Origin of the sequence: Streptomyces sp. WMMB303 (genome assembly GCF_029351045.1) — a bacterium.
In the GTDB taxonomy this organism is placed as follows: domain Bacteria; phylum Actinomycetota; class Actinomycetes; order Streptomycetales; family Streptomycetaceae; genus Streptomyces.
Genome location: NZ_JARKIN010000001.1, coordinates 5,509,472 through 5,531,037, shown reverse-complemented (window position 1 = coordinate 5,531,037; position 21,566 = coordinate 5,509,472). Strand labels below are relative to the sequence as shown.

Annotated in this window: 18 protein-coding genes; 7 read left to right on the top strand and 11 right to left on the bottom strand. The window is 73.1% G+C overall.

Annotated features, from left to right (window positions below; all coding sequences use genetic code 11):
- Nucleotides 1-46: 46 nt before the first annotated feature.
- Complete coding sequence (locus tag P2424_RS23960; protein ID WP_276477788.1) at nt 47-802, bottom strand: ABC transporter permease; 756 nt, start codon at nt 800-802, stop codon at nt 47-49.
- Between the two features lie 47 nt (nt 803-849).
- Nucleotides 850-1,671, bottom strand: a complete 822-nt coding sequence (locus P2424_RS23955) for an ABC transporter ATP-binding protein (protein WP_276477787.1) — start codon at nt 1,669-1,671, stop codon at nt 850-852.
- An 82-nt stretch (nt 1,672-1,753) separates the two neighbouring features.
- Here P2424_RS23955 and P2424_RS23950 point away from each other — a divergent pair, with 82 nt between their 5' ends.
- The 4 genes from P2424_RS23950 to P2424_RS23935 all read left to right on the top strand — a co-directional run bounded on the left by P2424_RS23950 (nt 1,754) and on the right by P2424_RS23935 (nt 6,561).
- Nucleotides 1,754-2,407, top strand: a complete 654-nt coding sequence (locus P2424_RS23950; protein ID WP_276477786.1) for a TetR family transcriptional regulator — start codon at nt 1,754-1,756, stop codon at nt 2,405-2,407.
- Between the two features lie 189 nt (nt 2,408-2,596).
- Entirely contained in the window at nt 2,597-3,445 is an 849-nt protein-coding gene (locus P2424_RS23945; RefSeq protein WP_276479103.1) for a 3-hydroxyacyl-CoA dehydrogenase family protein, read from the top strand.
- A 280-nt stretch (nt 3,446-3,725) separates the two neighbouring features.
- Nucleotides 3,726-4,085 (top strand): STAS domain-containing protein, encoded by a 360-nt coding sequence (locus tag P2424_RS23940; protein ID WP_276479102.1) that lies wholly within the window; start codon nt 3,726-3,728, stop codon nt 4,083-4,085.
- 109 nt (nt 4,086-4,194) lie between these two features.
- Nucleotides 4,195-6,561 (top strand): ATP-binding protein, encoded by a 2,367-nt coding sequence (locus P2424_RS23935; protein ID WP_276477785.1) that lies wholly within the window; start codon nt 4,195-4,197, stop codon nt 6,559-6,561.
- Nucleotides 6,562-6,700: 139 nt separating this feature from the next.
- On the opposite strand, the gene nucS is transcribed toward P2424_RS23935, so the two are convergent.
- Nucleotides 6,701-7,363 carry an endonuclease NucS gene (gene nucS / locus P2424_RS23930; RefSeq protein WP_019354639.1) on the bottom strand — a complete coding sequence of 221 codons (663 nt, stop codon included), beginning with the start codon at nt 7,361-7,363 and terminating at the stop codon, nt 6,701-6,703.
- A gap of 219 nt (nt 7,364-7,582) precedes the next feature.
- Here nucS and P2424_RS23925 point away from each other — a divergent pair, with 219 nt between their 5' ends.
- Nucleotides 7,583-7,975: an SCO5389 family protein gene (locus tag P2424_RS23925; RefSeq protein WP_019354640.1), complete on the top strand. Its 393-nt coding sequence runs from the start codon at nt 7,583-7,585 to the stop codon at nt 7,973-7,975.
- A 170-nt stretch (nt 7,976-8,145) separates the two neighbouring features.
- On the opposite strand, the gene P2424_RS23920 is transcribed toward P2424_RS23925, so the two are convergent.
- Nucleotides 8,146-9,192, bottom strand: a complete 1,047-nt coding sequence (locus P2424_RS23920; RefSeq protein ID WP_276477784.1) for an LLM class flavin-dependent oxidoreductase — start codon at nt 9,190-9,192, stop codon at nt 8,146-8,148.
- Between the two features lie 302 nt (nt 9,193-9,494).
- On the opposite strand from P2424_RS23920, the gene P2424_RS23915 reads away from it, so the two are divergent.
- Nucleotides 9,495-9,854: an ATP/GTP-binding protein gene (locus P2424_RS23915; RefSeq protein ID WP_276477783.1), complete on the top strand. Its 360-nt coding sequence runs from the start codon at nt 9,495-9,497 to the stop codon at nt 9,852-9,854.
- A gap of 52 nt (nt 9,855-9,906) precedes the next feature.
- Here the strand turns inward: P2424_RS23915 and P2424_RS23910 are convergent, their stop codons facing one another.
- The 7 genes from P2424_RS23910 to mce form a co-directional block, all read right to left on the bottom strand.
- On the bottom strand, nt 9,907-10,839 hold the full coding sequence (locus P2424_RS23910; protein WP_276477782.1) for an ABC transporter permease subunit: 933 nt from the start codon (nt 10,837-10,839) through the stop codon (nt 9,907-9,909).
- The gene (locus tag P2424_RS23905; RefSeq protein WP_276477781.1) at nt 10,839-12,149 is read right to left on the bottom strand and encodes an ABC transporter ATP-binding protein; all 1,311 of its coding nucleotides are present in this window, start codon (nt 12,147-12,149) and stop codon (nt 10,839-10,841) included. The genes P2424_RS23910 and P2424_RS23905 overlap by 1 nt, the downstream gene beginning before the upstream one ends.
- 224 nt (nt 12,150-12,373) lie before the next feature.
- On the bottom strand, nt 12,374-13,144 hold the full coding sequence (locus tag P2424_RS23900) for an ABC transporter permease (RefSeq protein ID WP_276477780.1): 771 nt from the start codon (nt 13,142-13,144) through the stop codon (nt 12,374-12,376).
- The gene (locus P2424_RS23895; protein WP_276477779.1) at nt 13,141-14,205 is read right to left on the bottom strand and encodes an ATP-binding cassette domain-containing protein; all 1,065 of its coding nucleotides are present in this window, start codon (nt 14,203-14,205) and stop codon (nt 13,141-13,143) included. Before P2424_RS23895 ends, P2424_RS23900 begins: the two co-directional genes overlap by 4 nt.
- A gap of 267 nt (nt 14,206-14,472) precedes the next feature.
- Nucleotides 14,473-15,426, bottom strand: a complete 954-nt coding sequence (locus P2424_RS23890; protein ID WP_019354647.1) for a cellulose-binding protein — start codon at nt 15,424-15,426, stop codon at nt 14,473-14,475.
- A 125-nt stretch (nt 15,427-15,551) separates the two neighbouring features.
- Nucleotides 15,552-19,334, bottom strand: a complete 3,783-nt coding sequence (gene scy, locus P2424_RS23885) for a polarized growth protein Scy (RefSeq protein WP_276477778.1) — start codon at nt 19,332-19,334, stop codon at nt 15,552-15,554.
- 390 nt (nt 19,335-19,724) lie between these two features.
- On the bottom strand, nt 19,725-20,165 hold the full coding sequence (gene mce / locus P2424_RS23880) for a methylmalonyl-CoA epimerase (RefSeq protein ID WP_276477777.1): 441 nt from the start codon (nt 20,163-20,165) through the stop codon (nt 19,725-19,727).
- Nucleotides 20,166-20,302: 137 nt separating this feature from the next.
- On the opposite strand from mce, the gene P2424_RS23875 reads away from it, so the two are divergent.
- Nucleotides 20,303-21,502, top strand: a complete 1,200-nt coding sequence (locus tag P2424_RS23875; protein ID WP_276477776.1) for an acetyl-CoA C-acetyltransferase — start codon at nt 20,303-20,305, stop codon at nt 21,500-21,502.
- Nucleotides 21,503-21,566 lie beyond the last annotated feature (64 nt).

Below are 21,566 nucleotides of genomic sequence, written 5' to 3'. Positions count from 1 at the left end.
GAGCGTAGCCCGCACCCGCCGCCGGGGAAGGGCGCCGTGGGAGTCCCTAGGCGCCCACTCTGCGGAACACCCGGGTGCCGAGTGCCAGCGCGCCGGCGGCCAGCGCCGCGGCCACCGCCGTGCCGAGGGCCAGGGTGCCGTCCGTGTAGTCCCCGGTGTAGGCGTCGCGCACGGCCTCGACGACGTACCGGAACGGTACGCAGCGCGAGACCGCGTCCAGCCAGCCCGGCGCCAGCGTCATCGGCAGCAGGACGCCGGAGAGCAGCATCGCGGGCATGTTCAGGGAGTTGATCACCGGTGCGAACTCCTGGGGAGTGCTGACCCGCATCGCCAGCGCGTAGGACAGCGCGGCGAGGGCCGCGGCGAGCAGGCCGACCAGGGCGAAGCCGAGCAGGATCCCGGTCAGCGGCGCGCGCAGTCCCATCGCGACGCCGACCAGGACGAGCAGGGCCGACTGCACGGAGAGCTGGAGGACGTCGCGCACGAGCCGGCCCAGCAGCAGCGCGAGTCTGCTCACCGGGGTGACCCGCATCCGCTCGACCACGCCGTGGTGCTTCTCCATCAGGAGGGTGAATCCGGCGAAGGCCGAGGAGAAGAGGCTGAGCTGGACGAGGAGTCCCGGCACCAGGGTCTGCCAGGAGTCGCCGTCCCCGCCGATGCTCAGGTCCTCCAGCAGGGGACCGAAGAACAGCAGGAAGAGCAGAGGTTGGAGGAGGCCGAAGAGCAGGCCGAGCTTCGATGCGGCCGTCTGCCGGATACAGCGGCCGGCGATGATCCGGGTGTCGGTCAGCAGGTGGTGCACAGCGGGGTGGTCCGTTCTCTGCGGGGGCGGTTCGGAGCGGGGGAGTGTCAGACGGCGACGGGGGCCTGCTCCTCGCGCGGGACGGGCCGCCCGGTGACGGCGAGGAAGGCGTCCTGCAGCCCGGCCTCGGCCGAGCCGCCGTAGGTGCGCCGCAGCTCCGCGGAGCTGCCCTGGGCCGCGATCCGCCCGTCGGCCACGATCACCAGCCGGTCGGCGAGTGCGTCGGCCTCGTCCAGGTAGTGCGTGGTCAGGAAGACGGTGACGCCGCGTTCGTCGCGCAGCCGCCGCACCAGCCGCCAGACCTCGGCGCGGCTGCCGGGGTCGAGTCCGGTCGTGGGTTCGTCGAGGAAGAGCAGTGCTGGGTCGTGCGTGAGGGCCATGGCGATGTCGAGCCGGCGCCGCTGGCCGCCGGAGAGCGCGCCGCAGGGGCGGTCGAGCAGGCCGGTCAGGTCGAGGTCCGCCGCCAGTTCCCGGGTGCGGCGGTCGGCTGCGCTGCTGCTCAGCCGGTAGAGCCTGGCCTGGGTGACCAGTTCCTCGCGGACGCGCACGGCGGGGTCGGTGCCGCCGGACTGCGCGACGTATCCGATGTGCCGCCGTACCTCTCGGGGGTCGGCCCGCAGGTCGTGCCCGGCGACGGTCGCCGTGCCCGAGCTGGGCTGCAGCAGTGTCGTGAGCATCCGGAGCGTGGTGGTCTTGCCCGCTCCGTTGGGGCCGAGGAAACCGAGGATCTCGCCCTGCTCGACGGTGAGGTCGATGCCGCGGACGGCTTCGACGGTGCGGGGCGTGCGGGTCAGGCGGGATGTGCGGGATGCAGGGGACTTGAGGCGGAACGTCCGGGTCAGCCCGGAGGTCCGGATGGCTGCTGGCATGGCACCAAGAAAAACAGAGTGACTTAAAACTTGCAACCACTCCAAAATTTCACCGGCACCACGCCCGGCCTACGATGGAGCCATGACCAGCACCGCACCCCAGGAGGGCCGCAGGGAACGCAAGAAGCGCGAGACCCGGCTGCGGATCTCCGACATCGCCACGGGACTCTTCCTCGACCGCGGCTTCGACGCCGTGACCATCGCCGAGATCGCGGAGGCCGCGGACGTCTCGGCGAACACGGTCTACAACTACTTCCCGACCAAGGAGGACCTCTTCTTCGACCGCGCCGAGGAGGTGATCGACCGCCCCTCCCGGTTCGTGCGCGAGCGGCTGCCGGGCCAGTCGGCGGCGGACGCGGTGCTCGGCAGGCTGCGCGCCGAGATCGAGGACCGCAGCGTCTACGCCGGGATGATGGAGGGCTACGACGCCTTCATGCGCTGCATCCACGGGGCGCCCTCGCTGCTGGCCCGGATGATGCTGATGCAGTACCGGACCGCCGAGCGGCTCACCGAGACCCTCGCCGAGGAGACCGGCGACGACCCCGAGGACCCCATGCCGCAGTTGGTCGCGGGTGAACTCGTCCACATCTCCAACCAGCTCTTCCGGGGTGCGACCCGGGCGATCGCCGCCGGGATGTCACCCGAACAGGCGGCGCTCGCCGCGCTCGGGAAGCTCGACACCTACGAGGGGCTCGTCTCCGAGCGCTTCCTCAAGTACGCGGTGCGGCCCGGCTGATGGGACCGGCGGCGGGGTGCGGCGGGTTGGGTGTGACGTCCGCCATGTGAGACGTGATACGTGTCTCTTCGCCTCCCACGCCCCTCCGGGAGACGCTAATGTCCGCCCAACGAACGGTCATTCACAATGCGCCGGGCACGCCGCCGCAGCGGGCGTGCGGGCCGGTGCGACGAAGTGAGGGTGAAGAACGTGGCGAAGAAGCTCGCCGTCATCGGAGCCGGACTCATGGGCTCCGGAATCGCACAGGTCTCCGCCCAGGCGGGCTGGGGCGTGACGCTCCGCGATGTGACGGACGAGGCGCTCACCCGCGGCAGGGACGGGATCAAGGCGTCGTACGACAAGTTCGTCTCCAAGGGCAAGCTCGACGCGGCCGACGCGGAGGCCGCCCTGGGCCGGATCAGCACCACCACGGACCTGGAGGCGGTGTCCGAGGCGGATGTCGTCGTCGAGGCCGTCTTCGAGCGGATCGAGGTCAAGCGGGAGATCTTCGCCGCCGTCGACAAGCTGGCCCGCGACGAGGCCGTCCTCGCCTCCAACACCTCCGCCATCCCGATCACCAAGATCGCGGCGGCCACCACCCGGCCGGAGCGGGTCGTGGGCACGCACTTCTTCTCGCCCGTACCCATGATGGCGCTGTGCGAGCTGGTGCGCGGCCTCAAGACGAGCGACGAAACCCTGGCCACCGCACGGGAGTTCGCCGAGTCGGTCGGCAAGACCTGCGTCGTGGTCAACCGGGATGTCGCCGGCTTCGTCACCACCCGCCTGATCTCGGCGCTCGTGGTGGAGGCCGCGAAGCTCTACGAGTCCGGCGTCGCCTCGGCCGAGGACATCGACACCGCCTGCCGGCTCGGCTTCGGCCACGCCATGGGCCCGCTGGCGACCGCCGACCTGACCGGCGTGGACATCCTGCTGCACGCCACGGAGAACATTCACACCGAGTCCCAGGACGGCAAGTTCGCCCCGCCCGAACTGATGCGCCGCATGGTCGACGCCGGGGACCTCGGCCGCAAGGCCGGGCAGGGCTTCTACCAGCACTGACCCCGGACCCGGTGCGGCGGAGGGGCGGTGCGGATCCGCCGCTCGGCCTCATCGGCGCTCCGCAGCGCGCGTTCCGGCCGGGAGCGGCGCGCGCGGCCCGGCCGGAGCGGGGAGGCCGGGCCCGGACGGCGGCCGGATCGTCGCCCGAGGCACCCGTGGGGGTGAAACTCGGTATCGGTCCGGAAACGGACGGCAACCCCACCGCTGTGGCACCAGTCATCCGCAGTGGGACTGCACCAGCATGAGCAACCACGCCACGGACACCACGCCGGGAGCACATATGCATATCAGGGGCGACCACGCCGAGCTGGTCGTCGGAGGTCGTCTCGACGTCCGCAGCGCGGCGGACGCCCGTACGGTCCTGCACGCAGCCGTCGACTCGGGCGACGGTGACCTCGTGCTGGACCTCGCCGAGCTCGACTCGTGGGACGCCACGGGGCTCGGGGTCATCATGGGCGCACACCGCCGCGCGGGACGCTGCGGCCGCAGACTCGTCCTGCGCAGGGTGCCCCCGCAGATGCGGCGCCTGCTGGTGGCCACCCGGCTGCACCGCATCCTGGCCATCGAGACCGCCGCGCCGGGCGCTTCCCCGGCTGCCGGATCCCGCCCCGGGCAGCCCGGTATCCTGGCGAAGCCATGACAGCCGGGCCGGTACCGCCCTCACGCGCCGTCGCTTCCTGGACAATGGGGGCCGTGCGCCGGACCGGCCCCTCCCGGTCGGCCGATCGCGCCACCTGTTCTTGGGAGACATGACGATGGAACGGCACGGCAGCGACCGTCCCGCACACGGCGACGAGTATCCGTCCACCAGCGGTGGGACCGGCGGCGAGCAGGTCCGGGCCGTCCGGCTCGTCGCCGACCGGTACCTCGTGACGGTCAACCCGGTCGACGGCAGCGAGGTGGAACCCCGCCCGCCGGGCGCCGAGCACGACGCCCCGCACAAGCGCGCCCTCCGGGACCGTCCGGTCCAGGAGGCCACAGCCGCCGCGGCGCTGCCCCCCGGCAGCCTCCTGGAGCGCGACGAGGAGCGCGAACGGCTCTCCCGGCTGCTCTCCCGCGGCCGCTCGGTCCGGCTCACCGGGCCCGCCGGATCCGGGCGCACCGCCCTCCTCGACGCCGTCGCCGAGGACGTGGCCACCCTGGCGCCCGACGGAGTGGTCCGGCTCAACGGGTACCGCCGCACCCCCAGCGACCTGATGTACGACCTGTTCGCCGCGGTCCACAGCGCCCCCCGGTACCGCCCGGGGAAGGCCGAACTGGACAGCGTGCTGGGCGGGATCGGCGCCGTCGTGCTCGTCGACGACCTGGAGTTCGGCGGCGCGGCGCTCGACGACCTGCTGCGGGTCACCCCCGAGTGCGCCTTCCTGTTCACCGCCACGCCCGAGGTACCCGCACCCGCTCCCGGCTCCGGTCTCGAGGAGGTGTTCCTGCCCGGACTCAGCCGCACGGCCTGCCTGGAGCTGCTCGAGCGGGCCGTGCACCGCCAGGTCACCGACGGCGAGGCCGACTGGGCCGCCGACCTGTGGTTCGGCTCCGAGGGCCTGCCGCTGCGCTTCGTCCAGGCCGGCGCGCTGCTGCGGCTGCAGGGCAGCGAGAGCGTCGTCGCCGACCTGCCGGACGACGTGGCGCTCGCCCCGCTGCTGGCCGCGGCCCTCTCCGAGGCGGGGCGCGAGGCGCTGCGGCTGGCCCTCGCGCTCGGCGGTGAGCTGCCGCACGCCGAGCACCTGCCGGCGCTCCTCGGCGACCCACAGGCCGGGGACTGCCAGGGCGAACTGCTGGCCGCCGGACTGCTCAGCCCGGCGGGCGACCACTTCAAGCTCGCCGCGGGCTGCGCCGCCGAGCTGACCGAGGCCGGTCACGCCGAGACGGCCACCCCCTACGTCCTCACCGCCGCGCAGCACTACAGCTGGTGGGCCGGGCAGACCACCGTCACCGCCGACCGCGTCGCACTGGAGGCCGACCCGCTGCTCTCGGCCGTGCGCGGCGCGCAGCGCACGGGCAGCGCCAGCGCCGCCGTGCTGCTCGCCCGCACCGCGGCGCCGGTGCTGGCGGCGGGAATGCGCTGGAGCGCCTGGGAGCGGGTGCTGCGCGCCGGCCAGGAGGCGGCACGGGCTTCCGGAGAGGTCGCCGAGGAAGCCTATTTCCACCACGAGCTGGGCGTGCTGGCTCTTGCCGCGGGCAACCCCGAGCGGGCCCGCTCCGAACTGGAGACGGCACTGGGGCTGCGCGGCACCCTGGCCGACCAGCGGGGGACGGTCGCGGGCCGCAGGGCCCTCGCGCTGGTCACCGACCAGCTCTCGGCCCCGGCCGCCGGGGCGCCGGGCGGCGACCTCGCGGCCGGTACGCCGACGCCGGGCACACCGCGGGCCGCCGCGGACGCCACCACCACTCCGGTGCTCTCGACCGCCGCTGCCCAGCAGCAGCCGGGCGCGACACTCGTCTCCCCCTCGGACGCCGCGGCGGAGGCGACGCCGCCGGTCGGCCGCACCGCCTCCGGGAGCGCCCGGCACGGCGCGGCGCGCGGCTGGCGCGCCTTCACGAGCAGCAAGCGGAACCTGGCGGCGGCCGGTGCCGGCGCCCTGCTGGCGGCCGTGCTCGGCACCGTCGTCACCCTGGGCACCGTCTCCGACGAGAGCCCCCCGGACTCCGTGCAGCCGGACTCGGCGACCTCGCAGGACGACGAGGACAACGCCCCCGGCGACGCCCCGCCCGGCGACGGCGGCCGGAGCGGGCAGCCGGACCAGCGGCCCGTCGCGGGCCGGCCCTCGCCGGGCACGGGCAGCCCCACCTCCTCGCGGGACGCCGGGAAGCCGGGGGAGGAGCCCAGTTCCCCGAAGAGCTCCTCCGAAGCTCCCGACGACCCCGGCAGCCCGCACGAGCCGCCGTCGTCGCCGGACGATCCGCCCTCCTCGCACCGGCCCCCGTCCTCCTCGCCGGAGGACCCGCCCACCTCCGAGGACCCCTCGCCCACCCCCAGCGACGACCCGACCTCCGAGGACCCGCCGAAGACGCCCTCGGGCGGCGCGGACAACACCACGACGCAGACCGGCGGGGCACCGGAGCGGTCGCCCAGCGGCAGTGCGGATGCGAGCGCGCCCGAACCCTCGGCGTCCTGACGCGCGGTACCGCCGGGCGGCCCCGGGCACGGGTGCCGGGCGCGGGGTACCGGAAACCGGCTGCGGGCGCGTCGCAGGGCTCACCGGCCGCCTCGGCGGCCGGTGAGCGCCCGAGGCCGGTGAGCGCTGCGGTGTGAGCTCAGAACAGCCGGAGTTTGTCGTCCTCGATGCCGCGCAGACCGTCGTAGTCGAGGGTGACGCAGGAGATGCCGCGGTCGGCGGCGAGCACCCGGGCCTGTGGCTTGATCTCCTGCGCGGCGAAGACGCCCTTGACGGGGGCGAGATGGGGGTCGCGGTTGAGCAGCTCCAGATAGCGGGTGAGCTGTTCCACGCCGTCGATCTCACCGCGGCGCTTGATCTCCACGGCGACCGTGGTCCCGTCACTGTCGCGGCCCAGGATGTCGACGGGCCCGATGGCGGTGGGGAACTCACGGCGGATCAGGGACCAGCCCTCGCCCAGCGTCTCCATGCGGTCGGCGAGAAGTTCCTGGAGGTGTGCTTCCACGCCATCCTTGATCAATCCCGGGTCGGTGCCCAGTTCGTGGGAGGAGTCGTGCAGTATCTCCTCCATAGTGATGATCAGTTTCTCGCCCGCCTTGTTCTCCACCGTCCAGCGCTGATCGTCCCCCTCTTTGAGGGTGCACGGAGGAGACATCCAGTTGAGGGGCTTGTACGCGCGGTCGTCGGCATGGACGGACACCGAGCCGTCCGCCTTGACCAGGATCAGCCTGGGTGCGGCGGGCAGATGCGCGGTGAGCCTGCCGGCGTAGTCGACCGAGCAGCGGGCGATGACGAGACGCATGGTCGGTCACGCTACTCGACCGCCGCCACCGCGCGCGATTCGCCCCCTGATGGGGTGTTCGGCAGTGGCGCGAGTATTCCCATTCTCGTGCTGCTCTCACGTCCGGAGCCGTACGGTAAGGCTGGACGTCGCCGTGCGAGGTTGCGCGACTACACGGTGATGTCCGTTCACCCCCAAGAGACCCCGGCCCCAGGGCCCGGGTCGCGAGAGGAGAAACCCATGTCGCTCGACGTCCCACCTGCGCTTTTGGATCAGGCAGAGCGTGGCGAGGTGGATGAGGCGGCGTTCGTCGACTGCGTCCGCACTTCCCTCCCGTACGCGTGGGAGATGGTCAGTTCGCTCGTCGCGCAGTTGAAGGTGGACGGCGGGGAGTTCGCCGACAACCAGACGCCGCCCCCGGACGAGCAGCACCGTGGCCAGTTGCTCCGCGCGCTGGCCAGCGACGCGATCCGCGGTGCCCTGGAACGGCACTTCGGGGTGCGGCTCGCCTTCCAGAACTGCCACCGTGTGGCGGTCTTCCCGCTGGACACGTCGGCTGACGACCGGCTCGCCCGGTTCACCTCCATACGCGGGCAGCTCCTCAACCAGTCGCCGGAGCTGCGCGACTGCTGAGCGTCGGGCGGGTACGGACCGCGTCCGTTGCGGCGGTGGGAACCCACCGCCGCAACGCCGCTGTGCCCTGCCGCAGTCCGGCACCGCCGGGCAACACCGTCCGGCTGCAACGTTTTTCGGCCTTTGCGGGATACGGTGCTCCGGATCGGGCGCCGGGTCGCCGCTCGCTCTCACGCGAGCAGTGGCCGCACCTCCTCGGCCAGCCGCTGGACGTTCCGCAGGGTGCCGTCCCGCTCGCCGGTGCCCTCGACCAGCAGCGCGAACCGTTCGATCCCGGTACGCTCGGCCGTCGCCGCCAGGCGGTCGGCGCACAGCCGGGGCGAGCCCACGGCGTGCAGCTCGCACAGCAGTTCCGTGTACGCGAGCGGGTCCCGCATGGAGCGCGGCCGGCCGTCCACGGTCACGTGCTGCCCCAGGCCTTCCTGCAGCCAGCCGGGCATCGCCTTGGTCAGTGCCTGCCGCGCCTCCTCGTGCGAGTCGCCCACCTGCACGACCCCGGCCGACACATGCTGCCGGGCGGTGGCCGCGACCGCTTCCGGAGGATGGCCGGCCTCCAGCGCCGCAGTGCGCCACAGCCGCGTCATGTCCGCCTTGTCCGCGTCCCCGCAGTGCATGCCCAGCAGCATCGGCAGCAGCCGTTCCGCGGCCAGCCGGACGGTTCCCGGCGAGGTGCAGGCGACGACCACGCCGGGCCCGCCACCCGCACCGGGACCGGGGGGCCCGGCCGGATCCGGGCGCGGCACCACGGCCACCTCGCGGAAGCGGTAGCGCTCGCCGTCCGCGCCCACCCGCGGCTCGCGCAGCCAGCGCAGCAGCAGGTCCAGCGCCTCCGGGAAGCCCTCTTCGAACGCGCGGGTCCCGCCGCCGAAGACCTCCAGATCCACCCACGGCCCACCGCGCCCGACTCCGAGCGTGAAGCGTCCCTCGGTGAGCAGATGCAGCAGCGCGGTCTGCTCACCGAGCGCGACCGGGTGCGCGTTGGGCAGCACGCTGACCGCGGTGCCGACGCCGATCCGCCGGGTGCGCCCCAACAGCAGTGCCGCGAGCGTCACCGCCGAGGGGCATACCCCGTAGGACACGAAATGGTGCTCGGCGAGCCAGACGTGGTCCAGACCGCCCCGCTCGGCGGCCTCCGCGACGCTCACGGCCCGGTCCAGCGCCTCGCTCTCCTGCTGGCCCGGGAACTGCGCGCCCAGGACGAAAGCTCCAACCTGCATTCCCCACCGCTCTCATGACTGCCCGCGGCCGGTCCGGTCCGGGCCGGGCGTTCGGCAGAACCGGACACCCCATCCAGCACTAACGGCGGACGGGGCGCCGAAGGCACGGTCCGGAGTGCTGTTCATCGGATGAACGCCGATCCGCTCCCGCCTGTGGACGGGGGAGTGCGGTCGTCGGTCCTCTGCGTAGGCTGGAAAATACCCGGCCGCCGTGCCACACGGCAGCAGAACCGCGCGTATCGCACACCGTGGCGTGACCGGCCGGGCACGCGCCCACCGCCGTCGACCCCCGAGGTGCCCCCGTGTCCCCGCGTCGTAACCGCTCCCGCAGCGGCGCCGTCAAGTCAGCCAAGGCCGCCCGCACCGGATCCGGGACTTCCGCCGGCGGGGAGCGCGAGGGGCGGGAGCGGTTCGGACTGCAGCGCACGGAGGACTGGCAGGGCGAGGAGTGGGCCGTCCGGCAGATAAGCGGGGGCGCCGCGGTCAAGCACTACCGGTGCCCCGGCTGCGACCAGGAGATCCCGCCCGGTGTCCCGCATGTGGTCGTCTGGCCCGTGGAGGGTGATGTCGCCGACCGCCGGCACTGGCACCGCGCCTGCTGGAACGCACGGGACCGCCGGAGCGCCAGGCTCCAGCGGTCCCGCAACGCGCCGCGCTATTGACGCGGATACGCGGACGGCAGCGGGTCCCGCGCGGGGCGCCGCTGCGCGCCTGCTACACGTCGCGCTTGTTGAGCAGCGCGTAGGCCGCCGCGAGCACGACCAGCGTGACGACCGCCAAGCCGCCCAGCAGCGGCCACCCGGTCGCGTCCTGGTCCTCGCTCATCGGGATCCGGTAGAGGGAGGCCAGCCCGTTGAGGGGCGAGTACTCCAGCAGCATCCTGCGGATGTCCTGGAGCGCCTCGCCCACCATGAACAGCGCCATCACCAGCGGCAGCAGCACCACGCCCAGCATCGTGGTGATCGCGCCCGCGGAGTGCCGCAGCAGTGCGCCCACCGCCAGCGACAGCAGACCCAGCAGTGCCACGTAGAGGCCCGCGCCGACCGTGGCGCCCAGCCATTCGCCGCTCGAGGCGACGACCTTCCCTCCTTCGAAGGACCCGCTGAAGTCCTCGGCGCTCACGTACGAGGGACGGGTCTGGTCGCCCAGCAGCGCGGAGTTGATCAGCGCGGTGAGCGCACAGGCCAGCGTCGTGGTCACGAAGGCCAGCCCGAAGAAGACCGCCGCCTTGGCCAGCAGCACCCTGCCGCGCTGCGGGCAGGCGGTGAGGGTGGTACGGATCATGCCGGTGCCGTACTCCGAGGTGACCACCAGCACGCCGAGCGTGATGACGCAGATCTGCCCGAGCATCAGCCCGAACAGGCCGCCGGCCAGCAGCGGCTGGCCGGTGTAGTCGTCACCGCTCAGCGCCAGCGCCGTCAGGAAACCGATCCCGACGACGAGTGCGAACATCACACTGAGGGTCCACACGGTGGAGCGGACGGTGCGGATCTTCGTCCACTCCGAGACCAGCGCGTGGCCGAGGTGGGTGCGCGCCATCGGGATGGGCGAGCTGTAGGGGGCGATCCCGTTCGGCCAGTTCCCCTGCGCCGCCTGCTGCTGCGGCGCGCCCGGAGCCGCCTGGCCGTCGTGCTGCTGGATGCTCATCAGGCGTCCTCGCCTTCGTTCTTCGCGCTGCCGGGGGCGGTGCCGGGCGGGTCACCGACCGGGGGCGCGGGGCTGTCGGTCGCGTACGGATTCGGGGTGCCCGGACCGCCCGCCGGGGCCTGCGGCGCCCGCATCTGGAGCGTGCCGCCCTCGGGGGCGCGCGGCTGTGGCGGGACCGCGGGCGGCGGGCCCTGCGGCGCGGGGGCGCCCGGTTGCATCGGAGCGCCCTGCTGCGGGGGACCGTACGGAGCGGGGTGCGGGGCACCCTGCGGCGCCGGCGGCATCTGCGGCGCCGCCGCCATTCCCGGTACCGCGGCCGCTTGCGGCGGCACCGCGCCGGGGCCGGCCGCTCCCGGCGCGCCCATCGGCTGCTGCAGGCCGGAGCGCATGTCGGCCGTCGAGCGGTAGTCCACCGAGCCCTGCGTGAGGCGCATGTACGCCTCTTCCAGCGACGCCTGGTGCGGCGACAGCTCCCACAGCCGCACGTCGGCGCCGTGCGCCAGATCGCTGATGCGGGGCAGCGGAAGTCCGGTGACGCGCAGCGCCCCGTCCTCCTCGGGCTGCGCCTGGCCGCCCGCCTCCTGCAGCGCCGTCAGCAGCTTCTCCCGCGCTTCCGGCTCACCGTCGGGGGTGCGCACCCGCGCGAAACCGATGGAGTTGTGCTCGATGAACTCCCGCACCGACATGTCGGCCATCAACTGGCCGCGGCCGATGACGACGAGGTGGTCGGCGGTCTGGGCCATCTCGCTCATCAGATGACTGGAGACGAACACCGTCCGGCCCTCGGCGGCGAGCTGCCGCATCAGGTTGCGGACCCACAGGATGCCCTCCGGGTCCAGGCCGTTGACCGGCTCGTCGAAGAGCAGCACCTGCGGGTCGCCGAGCAGCGCGGCGGCGATGCCCAGCCGCTGGCCCATGCCCAGCGAGAAGCCCTTGGAGCGCTTCCGGCCGACGTCCTGCAGTCCCACCACGCCCAGCACCTCGTCCACCCGGCGGGCCGGGATGCCGGAGAGCTGGGCGAGGGAGAGCAGATGGTTGCGGGCGCTGCGCCCGCCGTGCACCGCCTTCGCGTCGAGGAGCGCACCGACCTGGCGGGGGGCGTTGGGCAGGCCGCGGAAGGTGTGGCCGCCCACGGTGACCCGGCCGGACGTCGGTGTGTCCAACCCCAGGATCATGCGCATCGTGGTCGATTTCCCGGAGCCGTTGGGCCCCAGGAACCCGGTCACGGCCCCCGGCCGCACCTGGAAGGACAGGTTGTAGACGGCCGTCTTGGCGCCGTAGCGCTTCGTCAGGCCGTACGCCTCGATCATCCTTTGCCCCTGGACGCAGTTCGGGGCTCGTTCGCCCCCGGACATGGGCTAGGAGGCTACGGGGCGGGCAATCGGTTCCCTACGGCGCCCCCGGCAATGCGCACGCCCCGGGCAGCGCACGCCCAGCCCGCAGCGCGCGCCGAGGGGCAGTGCACGCGGGGGGACGGCGTATGCCGAAGCCGCGCACGCCCGGGCCGGCGTCCGGAGCCCGTGTCCGGCGGGGTTCAGGCGTCCCGCTTCTTGAGGACGAAGAAGCCCGCCAGCAGTGCGGCCGCCGTCCAGGCCACCATGATCAGCAGCCCTTCCCACGGCCCGTACGGCCGGTTCAGGGTGTCCGGCACCACGGCCATCACCGTCGTCCCGGCCTGGTCCGGGAGGTACTGCCCGACCTTCTTGGTCGCCTCGACATTGCCCAGGATGTTCGAGATCAGGAAGAAGAACGGCATCAGGATCGCGAACGCCAGCAGCGGGCTGCGCAGCACGAAGGTGATCCCCACGGCGAACATCGCGATCAGCGCCATGTAGAGACCGCCGCCGACCACGGCGCGCAGCACGCCCTCGTCGCCGATGCCCACACCGTGCGAGCCGAGCAGCGCCTGGCCGAGGAAGAACGCGCAGAAGCTGGTGACCATCCCGACGACGAGGACCAGCGCCCCGGCGATCAGCACCTTGCTCCACAGGAACGTGCCCCGCTGCGGGACCGCGGCCAGCGAGTTGCGGATCATGCCGGTGCTGTACTCGGCCGAGACGATCAGCACGCCGAACGCGATCATCGCGAGCTGCCCGATGCCCATCCCGGCGAAGCTGGTGTAGGTGGCGTCGAACGTCACCCGCTCCGAGCGGGACATGTCGTCGAAGGTGGACGCGGTCACCCCGCAGATCAGGGCGCCGAGACCGACCGAGACGAGTAGCGCGGTGGCCAGTGTCCAGACGGTGGAGCGGACGGAGCGGACCTTGGTCCACTCGGACTTGAGTACCCGCGTGCTGTGGCTCATCCTCGGCGCCCCTTCCGCTCCCGGCCCCGGTCCGGGCGCTGCTGCCAGTCCTCGCCCCACGCCCCGGGCGGCTGGGCCGCGCCCGGAGGGCTCTGCGCGCCGCCCGGATGTGGCGCCGTCCCCTCCTGCGGCACCGGCGGGGCGGGTGCGCCGCCGGGTGCGGCGGCGTGGTATTCGACACTCTGGGCCGTCAGCCGCATGAACGCCTCCTCCAGGGAGGCCCGCTGGGTGCTCAGCTCGTGCAGCACCACGCCGTGCTCGGCGGCCAGTTCGCCGATCCGGGGCGCGTCTCCGTCGTCCACTTCCAGGGCGCCCTCCGCACCCGGCACCGGGCGCAGCCCGGCCTCGGTGAGGAGGTCCCGCATCCGCTCCGGCTCCGGAGTGCGGACCCGTACGTGGGTACGCGAGTTCTCGGCGATGAACTGCGACATCGAGGTGTCCGCCAGCAGCTTGCCCTGGCCGATGACGACCAGATGCTCGGCGGTCTGGGCCATCTCGCTCATCAGATGGCTGGAGACGAACACCGTCCGGCCCTCCCGGGCCAGTTGCTGCATCAGCGTGCGGATCCAGTGGATGCCTTCCGGATCCAGGCCGTTGACGGGTTCGTCGAACATCAGGATGCGCGGGTCGCCCAGCAGCGCCGCCGCGATGCCCAGCCGCTGCCCCATGCCCAGCGAGAACCCCTTGGGCCGCTTGCGTGCCACTTCCTGCAGGCCCACCATCTCCAGCACCTCGCCGACCCGGCGCTCGGGGATGCCGTTGGACTGGGCCAGGCACAGCAGGTGGTCGTGGGCCCGGCGCCCGCCGTGTACCCCCTTGGCCTCCAGCAGCGCGCCGATGCTGTGCAGCGGCTCGCGCAGCTCCGGGTAGCGCTTCCCTTCGATCCGGACGTCGCCCCGCGTCGGCTCGTCGAGCCCCAGCACCATGCGCATGGTCGTCGACTTGCCCGCGCCGTTCGGGCCCAGGAATCCGGTGACCGTACCGGGACGTACGGTGAAACTGAGTCCGTCGACGGCCAGCTTGTCACCGTATCTCTTCGTGAGATCCCGCAACTCGATCATTCTTCGACGCTAAAGGCCGGTCCTCGCTCCCGCCACTCGTGCGCATTATCCGCACATCACCCACACACGCGAAACGCATCGCTCCTGGTGTGGCCGGTCAGCGGAGCGCGGTATGTCATACATGCGGATATACATACGCCGCGCGGGGCCGGTGGGGCTGCTGGAACCCCACCGGCCCCGCGCGGCGGGAACGGCGTACGGGCGCGTCATACGGGCGCGTCGTACAGCGGACGCGACGGAGGACGACGGCGCCTCCGGCGCGGACGCTCAGCGGGACTGCTGAGCCGGCACCGAGCGGCCCGCGGCCTCCTCGTCGGTGGCTTCCTCTGCGCCGGGCTGCCCCGCGGCCGCCACGGCCGCGCCGGTGAGCGTGGCCAGCATCTCGCGCACGTTGGTGAGCTGCGCGTTGATGCTGTCGCGGCGGTTGGTGAGGGCCGCCAGCTCGCGCTCGGACTCGCTGCGCACCCGGTCGGCCTTCGCGTTGGCGTCCGCCACGATGTCCTCGGCCTGGCGCTGCGCGGTCTCGACGGTCTGCCGGGCGCGCCGCTCCGCGTCCGTGCGCAGCTTCTCGGCCTCCAGCCGGAGCTGCTCGGCACGGTGCTCGATCTCGGCCAGCCGCTTCTCGGCCTTGGCCTGCCGGGAGGCGAGGTCGCGCTCGGACTGCTCGCGCCGCTTGGCGAGGTTCGTCTCGAAGTCCGCAGCGGCCTGGGCCGCCTTGGCACGGGTGTCCTCGAAGAGCGAGTCGGCTTCCTCGCGCTTGGACTGCGCGTCCTTCTCGGCCTCGCTGCGCAGCGAGGCGGCCTCGGTCTTCGCCTTGTCGACGATGCCCGAGCCCTCTTCCTCGGCCTTCGCCTTGCGCTCGGCGGCGAACGCCTCGGCGTCGTTGCGCACCTGCTGGGCGGCGCCCTCGGCGAGCTCGCGGTGCTGCTCGGCGGCGCGACGGGCCTCCTCACGCAGGTCCTTGGCCTCTTCCTCCGCGAGTCGGAGGATCTTCTCGACACGGGCGCCCAGCCCGGCGTACGACGGCTCCGAGTCGTTGACCTGAGCCTGGGCGTTCTGCGTTTCGAGGTGCAGCTCCTCGATGCGCTTTTCCAGAGAGGTGATACGGGCCAGGGCGCTGTCACGGTCGGCGACGAGCTTCGTGATGCGGTCGTCCACCTGCCCGCGGTCGTAGCCACGCCGCACGAGCTCGAAGCCGAAGGGGGAGGAAGTGTCGCTCATGGGGTTCCTGTCGAGTCAGACGGGTTATCAGACGGGGGAGTGATAGAGGGAATCCTAGGGGCCGAAGCGGCGTGTCATCGAGCTTATGCGGGTTTGATCTGGAGAATGTGCCCTCGTTCGAGTGGCTAACTCTCCGAACTCTTGCCACTCGAACGAGTTGTACCAGCGCCAACGCCCGCTGTCACACCACCCTTTGCGCCGGTGTCACGTCCGCCCTTCCGGCCGGACCCCGCGCCGCGCCCCGAGCCGGACCCCGAGCCGCCGCCGGAGCCGGAAGCGGAATCCTCCCCGGAGTCCGCTCCGGAGTCCGCCCCGGCCGCTGACGCCGCCCCCGGCGTCTCGAACGACTCCAGCGCCTCCAGCACGTCCTGGACCCGGGAGATCTCCGCGTTGATGTCCTCCTGACGGCGCATCAGCACATCCAGCTCCTGCTGCCCCGTCTCGACCGTGTGCCGGGCCTCCTCCGAGGCTTCCTCCCGCATCCGCTCGGCCTCCTGGAGCATGGCGGCCTTCTTCTGCTCGGCCTCCTTCAGCAGCCCCTCGGCCTTCCGGACGGCGGCGATACGCACCTTGCCCGCCTCGGCATCGGCGTCCGCACGCACCTCCTCGGCCTTCTTCCGCGCCTCGGCGAGCTGCTCCTCGGCCGCCGCCACCAGCTTGTCGCACCGCTCACCCGCCGACTGCATCGCCTCGGCGGCCTCCCGGCGCGCCCGCTCGTGCAGCTCCTCGACCTCCGCCTCGACACGGGTGCGCAACTCCTCGGCGCGCTCGCGGATCGCCCCGGAGTCGCTGCGCGCCTCCTCCAGCATGGTGTCCGCGTCCGAGCGGGCCCTCTCGACCAGCTCCCGGCCCTCGGCCTGCGCCTCGGTCACCAGCCGGTCGGACTCCCCACGTGCGGCGCCGACCATGGAGTCCGCCTGCTCCTCGGCGGTGGCCTGCGTGCGCAGCGCCTCCTCCTGGGCCTTGGCGAGGAGCTGGTCGGCCTGCTCGGCGGCCTCGGCGCGCTTCTTGGCGGCCGTCTCTCGCGTCTCGTCCAGCAGCCGGTCGGCCTCCGCGCGGGACTCCTCGGCGATCCGCTCGGCCGCGGCGTGCGTCTCCTCGCTGAACTGCTCCGCCTTCGCCCGCAGTTCGGCGCCGACCCGCTCGGCCTCGGCGCGGGTCTCCTGGCTGTACTGATCCGCTCCGGCGTGGGTCTCGGCGCTGTAGCGGTCGGCCCCGGTACGGGTCTCCGTGCTGTACTGCTCCGCCTCCCCGCGCGTGCGGTCCGCCTCCTGCCGGGCCTCGGCGAGGAGCTGGTCGGCCTGCTCGGCGGCCTCGGCGCGCTTCTTGGCGGCCGCCTCGCGCGCCTCGTCCAGCAGCCGGTCGGCCTCCGCGCGGGACTCCTCGCTGCCACGCTGGGCATCGGCACGGGTGCGCTCGGCCTCCTCGGCCGCCTCCGAGACCGTGCGCTCGGCCAGCGACTTGGCCGCGTCGGCCTCCTCCTGCGCCTCGCGGCGCAGCGTCTGCGCCGCGAGTTCGGCCGCCGACCGCAGCCCGGCGATCTCCTCCTCGGCCTCCTCGCGCAGGCCCGCGACCGAGTCACGCACCTGCTGGGCCGTCTCCTCGGCCGACGCGACGAGTTCGGCCGCGCGCCGCTCGGCCTCCTCCGTCAGCCGCTCGGCCTCCTCCTGGGCCTCGGCCACCCGCTTCCGGGCCGCCGCCAGCAGCTCCTCGCTCTGCTCGCGGGCCGCCGTGCGCTCCTGGTGCGCCTCCTCGCGGGCGGAGGTCAGCAGCTCCTCGGCCTCGCGCCGGCGCCGGGCGGCCTCCTCCTGAGCGGCACCCAGCGCCTCGGCGGCCTCCGCGTTCGTCCGCTCGGCCGCCGCGTCCGCCTCGGCGCGCACCCGGTCGGCCGTCGTCCTGGCCTCCTCGCGCAGCCGCTCCGCCTCCGCCGTCGCCTCGCTGCGCAGCTGGACGGCGACCGACTCGCCCTCCGCGCGGGCCTGCGAGGCGTCCGAGGCGGCCTCGGTGCGCAGCCGCTCCGCCTCCTCCTCGGCCTGCTCGCGCAGCGTGCGCGCCCGCTCGGCGGCCTCGCCGCGCAGCCGCTCGGTCTCGCTCCTGGCCTCCTCGCGCAGCCGCTCGGCCTCGGCGCGCGCCTCGGCGAGCCCGGACTCGGCCTCCGCCAGCCTGGTCTCGGCCTCCTCGCGCAGCCGGGTCAGCTCCGCCTCGGTCTCGGCCTTCCGCTCGCGGACCGCCTCCTCGGCCTCCTCGCGGGTGCGCCGGGCGGCCTCGTCCGCCTCGGTGCGCGCCTGCTCGGCGTGCTCCTCGGCCTCCGTGCGCGTCTCCTCGGCCTCCGTACGGGCCCGCTCCAGCGCCTCCTCGGCCTGGGTGCGCAGCGCCGTGGCCCGCTCGATCGCCTCCGTGCGTACCCGCTCGCTCTCCGTGGCGGCGTCGCTGCGGGTCTCCTCGGCGTCGGCCTTGGCCTTGCCCAGCAGCTCCTCGGCCCGGTTGGCGGCCTCCTCGATCTGCTGGACGGCGTCGCGGCGGGCCTCGCCGCGGATCTTCTCGCCCTCCTCGACCGCCTCGGCGCGCAACTGCTCGGCCTCGCCACGCAGCCTGCGGGCCTCCTCCTGGAGCTCGACCGTCTTGGCCCGGTACTCCTTGGTGTCGTCCTTGGCGGCACCCTTGAGCTCCGCGGCCACATCGTGCGCCTCGGCGCGCAATCGGTCGGCCTCCTCCTCGGCCTCCCGGCGCAGCCGCTCCGCCTCCTCGGCGGCCGACTTCGTGGTGGCCTGAGCCTCCTCCGAGGCGCGGTTGAGGACGTCCTCGGCCGTGCGGGCCGCCTCGGCGAGCTGGTTCGCGGACTCCTCGGCGGTGGTGGTGCGGGCCTTCTCGCGGGCCTCGGCGATCAGCCGCTCACCCTCGGCCCTGGCGTCCTCGCGGACCTGCTCCGCCTCGGCGGTGATGGCCTCGGCGTCCTTGGTGGCCTGTCCCACCAGCCGGGCCACCTCGGCCTTGGCGGTGCGGGTGCGCTGCTCGTTCACCGACTCGGTGTCGCTGAGCCGCTTGCCCGCCTCCTCCTCGGCCTCCTGGAGCTTCTCGGCGGCCTGCTCCCGGGCCTCGCGCAGGGCCTCCTCGGCCTCCCGCATCCGCTCCTCGGCGCCGCGCATCAGCTCGGCGGACTCGCGGCGGCTGCTCTCCACCTCCCCGGCGGTGGAGCTGCGGAGCTGCTCGGCGTGGTCGGTGGCCTCCTGTGCCTGGGTGGAGGCGGCGGTCAGCAGCCGCTCGGCGTCGGCGCGGGCCCGCCGCAGGATCGACTCGGCCTCGCTGCGGGCCTGCTCGGCCTCGGTGGTCAGCCGCTGCCGCGACTCCTCCGTGAGCCGCTGCGCCTCGGCGCGCGCCTGGGAGAGCGCCTGTTCCGACTCGGCGCGGGTCTCCTCCATCAGCCGGCGGGCCTGCTGCTCGGTGCGGGAGCGCAGTTGCTCGGCCCAGGCCACGTTCTCGTTGACGTGGTTCTCCACCGTCGCGCGGCGGTCGGACAGCTCCTGGTCGAGCTGCTGGCGGCGGCGTACCGCCTCGGCGTGCAGTTCGGCCTCCAGCCGCGCCTGCTGCTCGGCCTGCTCCTGGAGCACCCGCTGGGTCTGGGCGCGTGCCTCGCGCAGCTCCCGCTCGGCGTCGGCGCGCATCTGGTCGGCCTGGAGCTGGGCGTTGCGCAGCAACTGCTCGGCCTGGTGGGAGAGATTGTCGTATCCCGCCGGGCGCGTGGCCAGGGCGCGGCGCGCCTCGTGCAGCTTGGCGCGCAGCACTTCGACCTGGTAGCCGAGGTCGTCGGCATGCTCGACGGCCTTCTCCCGCTCCTTCTTCAGCCGCTCCATCTCGGCCTCGAACTGCGAGAGGTGATCGTCAGCCTCGTAGCGGTCGTAGCCCCGCACTGCGCGGTCCCATCCGTCCCCTGGTAGTCGTGGAGATGATCCGAGCCCTCTCCCGGACTTGAGTGGACACGTCTCCCGGAAATGGTGTCAGATCATCGGCGGAACGTGGACCGAGCCCCCAGCCCGGAGATCTCCGTGCGGGTGGGGAGGGCCCGCCCCGGCCGAAGGGCCACTCTACCGGGCCTCGAAGCCGACGTCAGTGGTCCGTTGGTGCTGCTGGGGTCCAGGGGGTACGGGGCAGTGTGCCGGGCGTGGCGGAGTGTGACCGGATCGGCGGACGAGGACGGCGGATCCCCGGCTGCCGGTCCCCCCGGGGCGGGCCGCGCCGTCGCCCGGACGGCGCGCGGTGCCCCGCCGGACCGGGGTCCGGTGCGCGTGGCGGGCCGGGACTCAGTGCCCCCCGTCGCCCGGCGTCGCCGCGGTGACCAGTTCGGTGAGCACCCCGTGGCAGTCCTTGGGGTGCAGGAACGTGATCCGCGAGTCCATGCTGCCCCTGCGGGGCTCGTCGTACAGCACCCGGACGCCCTTGTCGCGGATGGCCTCCGCCTCGCCGTCCACGTCCGCGGTGCCGAACGCGATGTGGTGGACGCCCTCGCCGTTCTTGGCCAGCCACTTGCCGACCGCCGAGTCCTCCCGGATGGGCTCCAGGAGCTGGAGGTAGGAGGCGCCCCCGTCGTCCGTGCCGTTGATCCGCAGCATGGCCTCGCGGACGCCCTGCTCCTGGTTGACCTCGGTGTGGAACACCTGGAAGCCGTAGGTGCGAGAGTAGAAGTCGACGGTTGCCTCCAGGTCCCGGCAGGCGATTCCGATGTGGTCGATACGCGTCAGCATGGGGAACAGTGCAGCGCTCTCCGCGCGGTTACGCAACGTGCGCACGGTCACACTCACCGACCGGTGACCGGGGGTGGTACCGCTCAGTATCTTGAGTGGTAACCCTCGTTAACTTCCCCCCGGAAGGGAACCTCCTCATGACTCCCACCCCCAGCAGCACCACATCCGTGATCGTCTCCGGAGCCCGTACGCCCATGGGGCGGCTGCTCGGTTCGCTGAAGTCCTTCTCGGGGGCGGACTTGGGCGGCTTCGCCATCAAGGCGGCCCTGGAGCGGGCGGGGATCGGCGGCGACCAGGTCGAGTACGTGATCATGGGCCAGGTCCTGCAGGCCGGAGCCGGGCAGATCCCGGCGCGGCAGGCCGCGGTCAAGGCGGGCATCCCGATGAACGTCCCGGCACTGACCGTGAACAAGGTGTGCCTCTCCGGGCTCGACGCCATCGCGCTCGCCGACCAACTGGTGCGCGCGGGCGAGTTCGACGTCGTCGTCGCCGGCGGCCAGGAGTCCATGACCAACGCCCCGCACCTGATGCCCAAGTCCCGGGAGGGCTACAAGTACGGCTCCCTCGAGGTGCTCGACTCCATGGCGCACGACGGACTGACCGACTCCTTCGACGGCGTGGCCATGGGCGCCTCCACCGAGAAGCACAACACGCGGCTGGGCATCCCGCGCCAGGTGCAGGACGAGATCGCCGCCCGCTCCCACCAGCGGGCCGCCGCCGCGCAGCGCGACGGGCTCTTCCAGGCGGAGATCACCCCCGTGGAGATCCCGCAGCGCAAGGGCGACCCGGTGCTCTTCTCCGAGGACGAGGGCATCCGGGGCGACTCCACCGCCGAGTCGCTGGGCAAGCTGCGGCCCGCGTTCGCCAAGGACGGCACGATCACCGCCGGTTCCGCCTCCCAGATCTCCGACGGCGCGGCGGCGGTCGTCGTGATGAGCAAGGCGAAGGCCGAGGAGCTCGGGGTGGAGTGGATCGCCGAGATCGGCGCGCACGGCAACGTCGCCGGGCCGGACAACTCGCTCCAGTCGCAGCCCTCGAACGCCATTCAGCACGCGCTGAAGAAGGCGGGGCGCGCGGTCGCCGACCTCGATCTGGTCGAGATCAACGAGGCGTTCGCGGCCGTGGCGTACCAGTCCATGAAGGACCTGGAAATCAGCCCCGAAAAGGTGAACGTGAACGGCGGCGCCATCGCCCTGGGGCACCCCATCGGGATGTCCGGGGCGCGCCTGGTCCTCCATCTCGCGCTGGAGTTGAAGCGGCGCGGGGGCGGGCTGGGGGCCGCCGCCCTGTGCGGCGGCGGCGGACAGGGCGACGCCCTGCTCATCCGCGTCCCCTGACGGCGGCTCCCCGCCGTGGCCCGGGAAGCCGGTTCTCCCGGGCCGGCCGCCCCGGCGGGTGTCC

Excerpts from the sequence above, each read along its gene's own strand:
- P2424_RS23920 (WP_276477784.1), bottom strand. The coding sequence starts at position 9,192 with ATGCAGGTTGGAGCTTTCGTCCTGGGCGCGCAGTTCCCGGGCCAGCAG.
- P2424_RS23955 (WP_276477787.1), bottom strand. The coding sequence starts at position 1,671 with ATGCCAGCAGCCATCCGGACCTCCGGGCTGACCCGGACGTTCCGCCTC.
- P2424_RS23940 (WP_276479102.1), top strand. The coding sequence starts at position 3,726 with ATGCATATCAGGGGCGACCACGCCGAGCTGGTCGTCGGAGGTCGTCTC.
- mce (WP_276477777.1), bottom strand. The coding sequence starts at position 20,165 with ATGCTGACGCGTATCGACCACATCGGAATCGCCTGCCGGGACCTGGAG.
- P2424_RS23935 (WP_276477785.1), top strand. The coding sequence starts at position 4,195 with ATGACGATGGAACGGCACGGCAGCGACCGTCCCGCACACGGCGACGAG.
- P2424_RS23905 (WP_276477781.1), bottom strand. The coding sequence starts at position 12,149 with ATGATCGAGGCGTACGGCCTGACGAAGCGCTACGGCGCCAAGACGGCC.
- nucS (WP_019354639.1), bottom strand. The coding sequence starts at position 7,363 with ATGCGTCTCGTCATCGCCCGCTGCTCGGTCGACTACGCCGGCAGGCTC.
- P2424_RS23890 (WP_019354647.1), bottom strand. The coding sequence starts at position 15,426 with ATGAGCGACACTTCCTCCCCCTTCGGCTTCGAGCTCGTGCGGCGTGGC.
- P2424_RS23910 (WP_276477782.1), bottom strand. The coding sequence starts at position 10,839 with ATGAGCATCCAGCAGCACGACGGCCAGGCGGCTCCGGGCGCGCCGCAG.
- P2424_RS23900 (WP_276477780.1), bottom strand. The coding sequence starts at position 13,144 with ATGAGCCACAGCACGCGGGTACTCAAGTCCGAGTGGACCAAGGTCCGC.
- P2424_RS23950 (WP_276477786.1), top strand. The coding sequence starts at position 1,754 with ATGACCAGCACCGCACCCCAGGAGGGCCGCAGGGAACGCAAGAAGCGC.
- P2424_RS23925 (WP_019354640.1), top strand. The coding sequence starts at position 7,583 with ATGTCGCTCGACGTCCCACCTGCGCTTTTGGATCAGGCAGAGCGTGGC.
- P2424_RS23875 (WP_276477776.1), top strand. The coding sequence starts at position 20,303 with ATGACTCCCACCCCCAGCAGCACCACATCCGTGATCGTCTCCGGAGCC.
- P2424_RS23895 (WP_276477779.1), bottom strand. The coding sequence starts at position 14,205 with ATGATCGAGTTGCGGGATCTCACGAAGAGATACGGTGACAAGCTGGCC.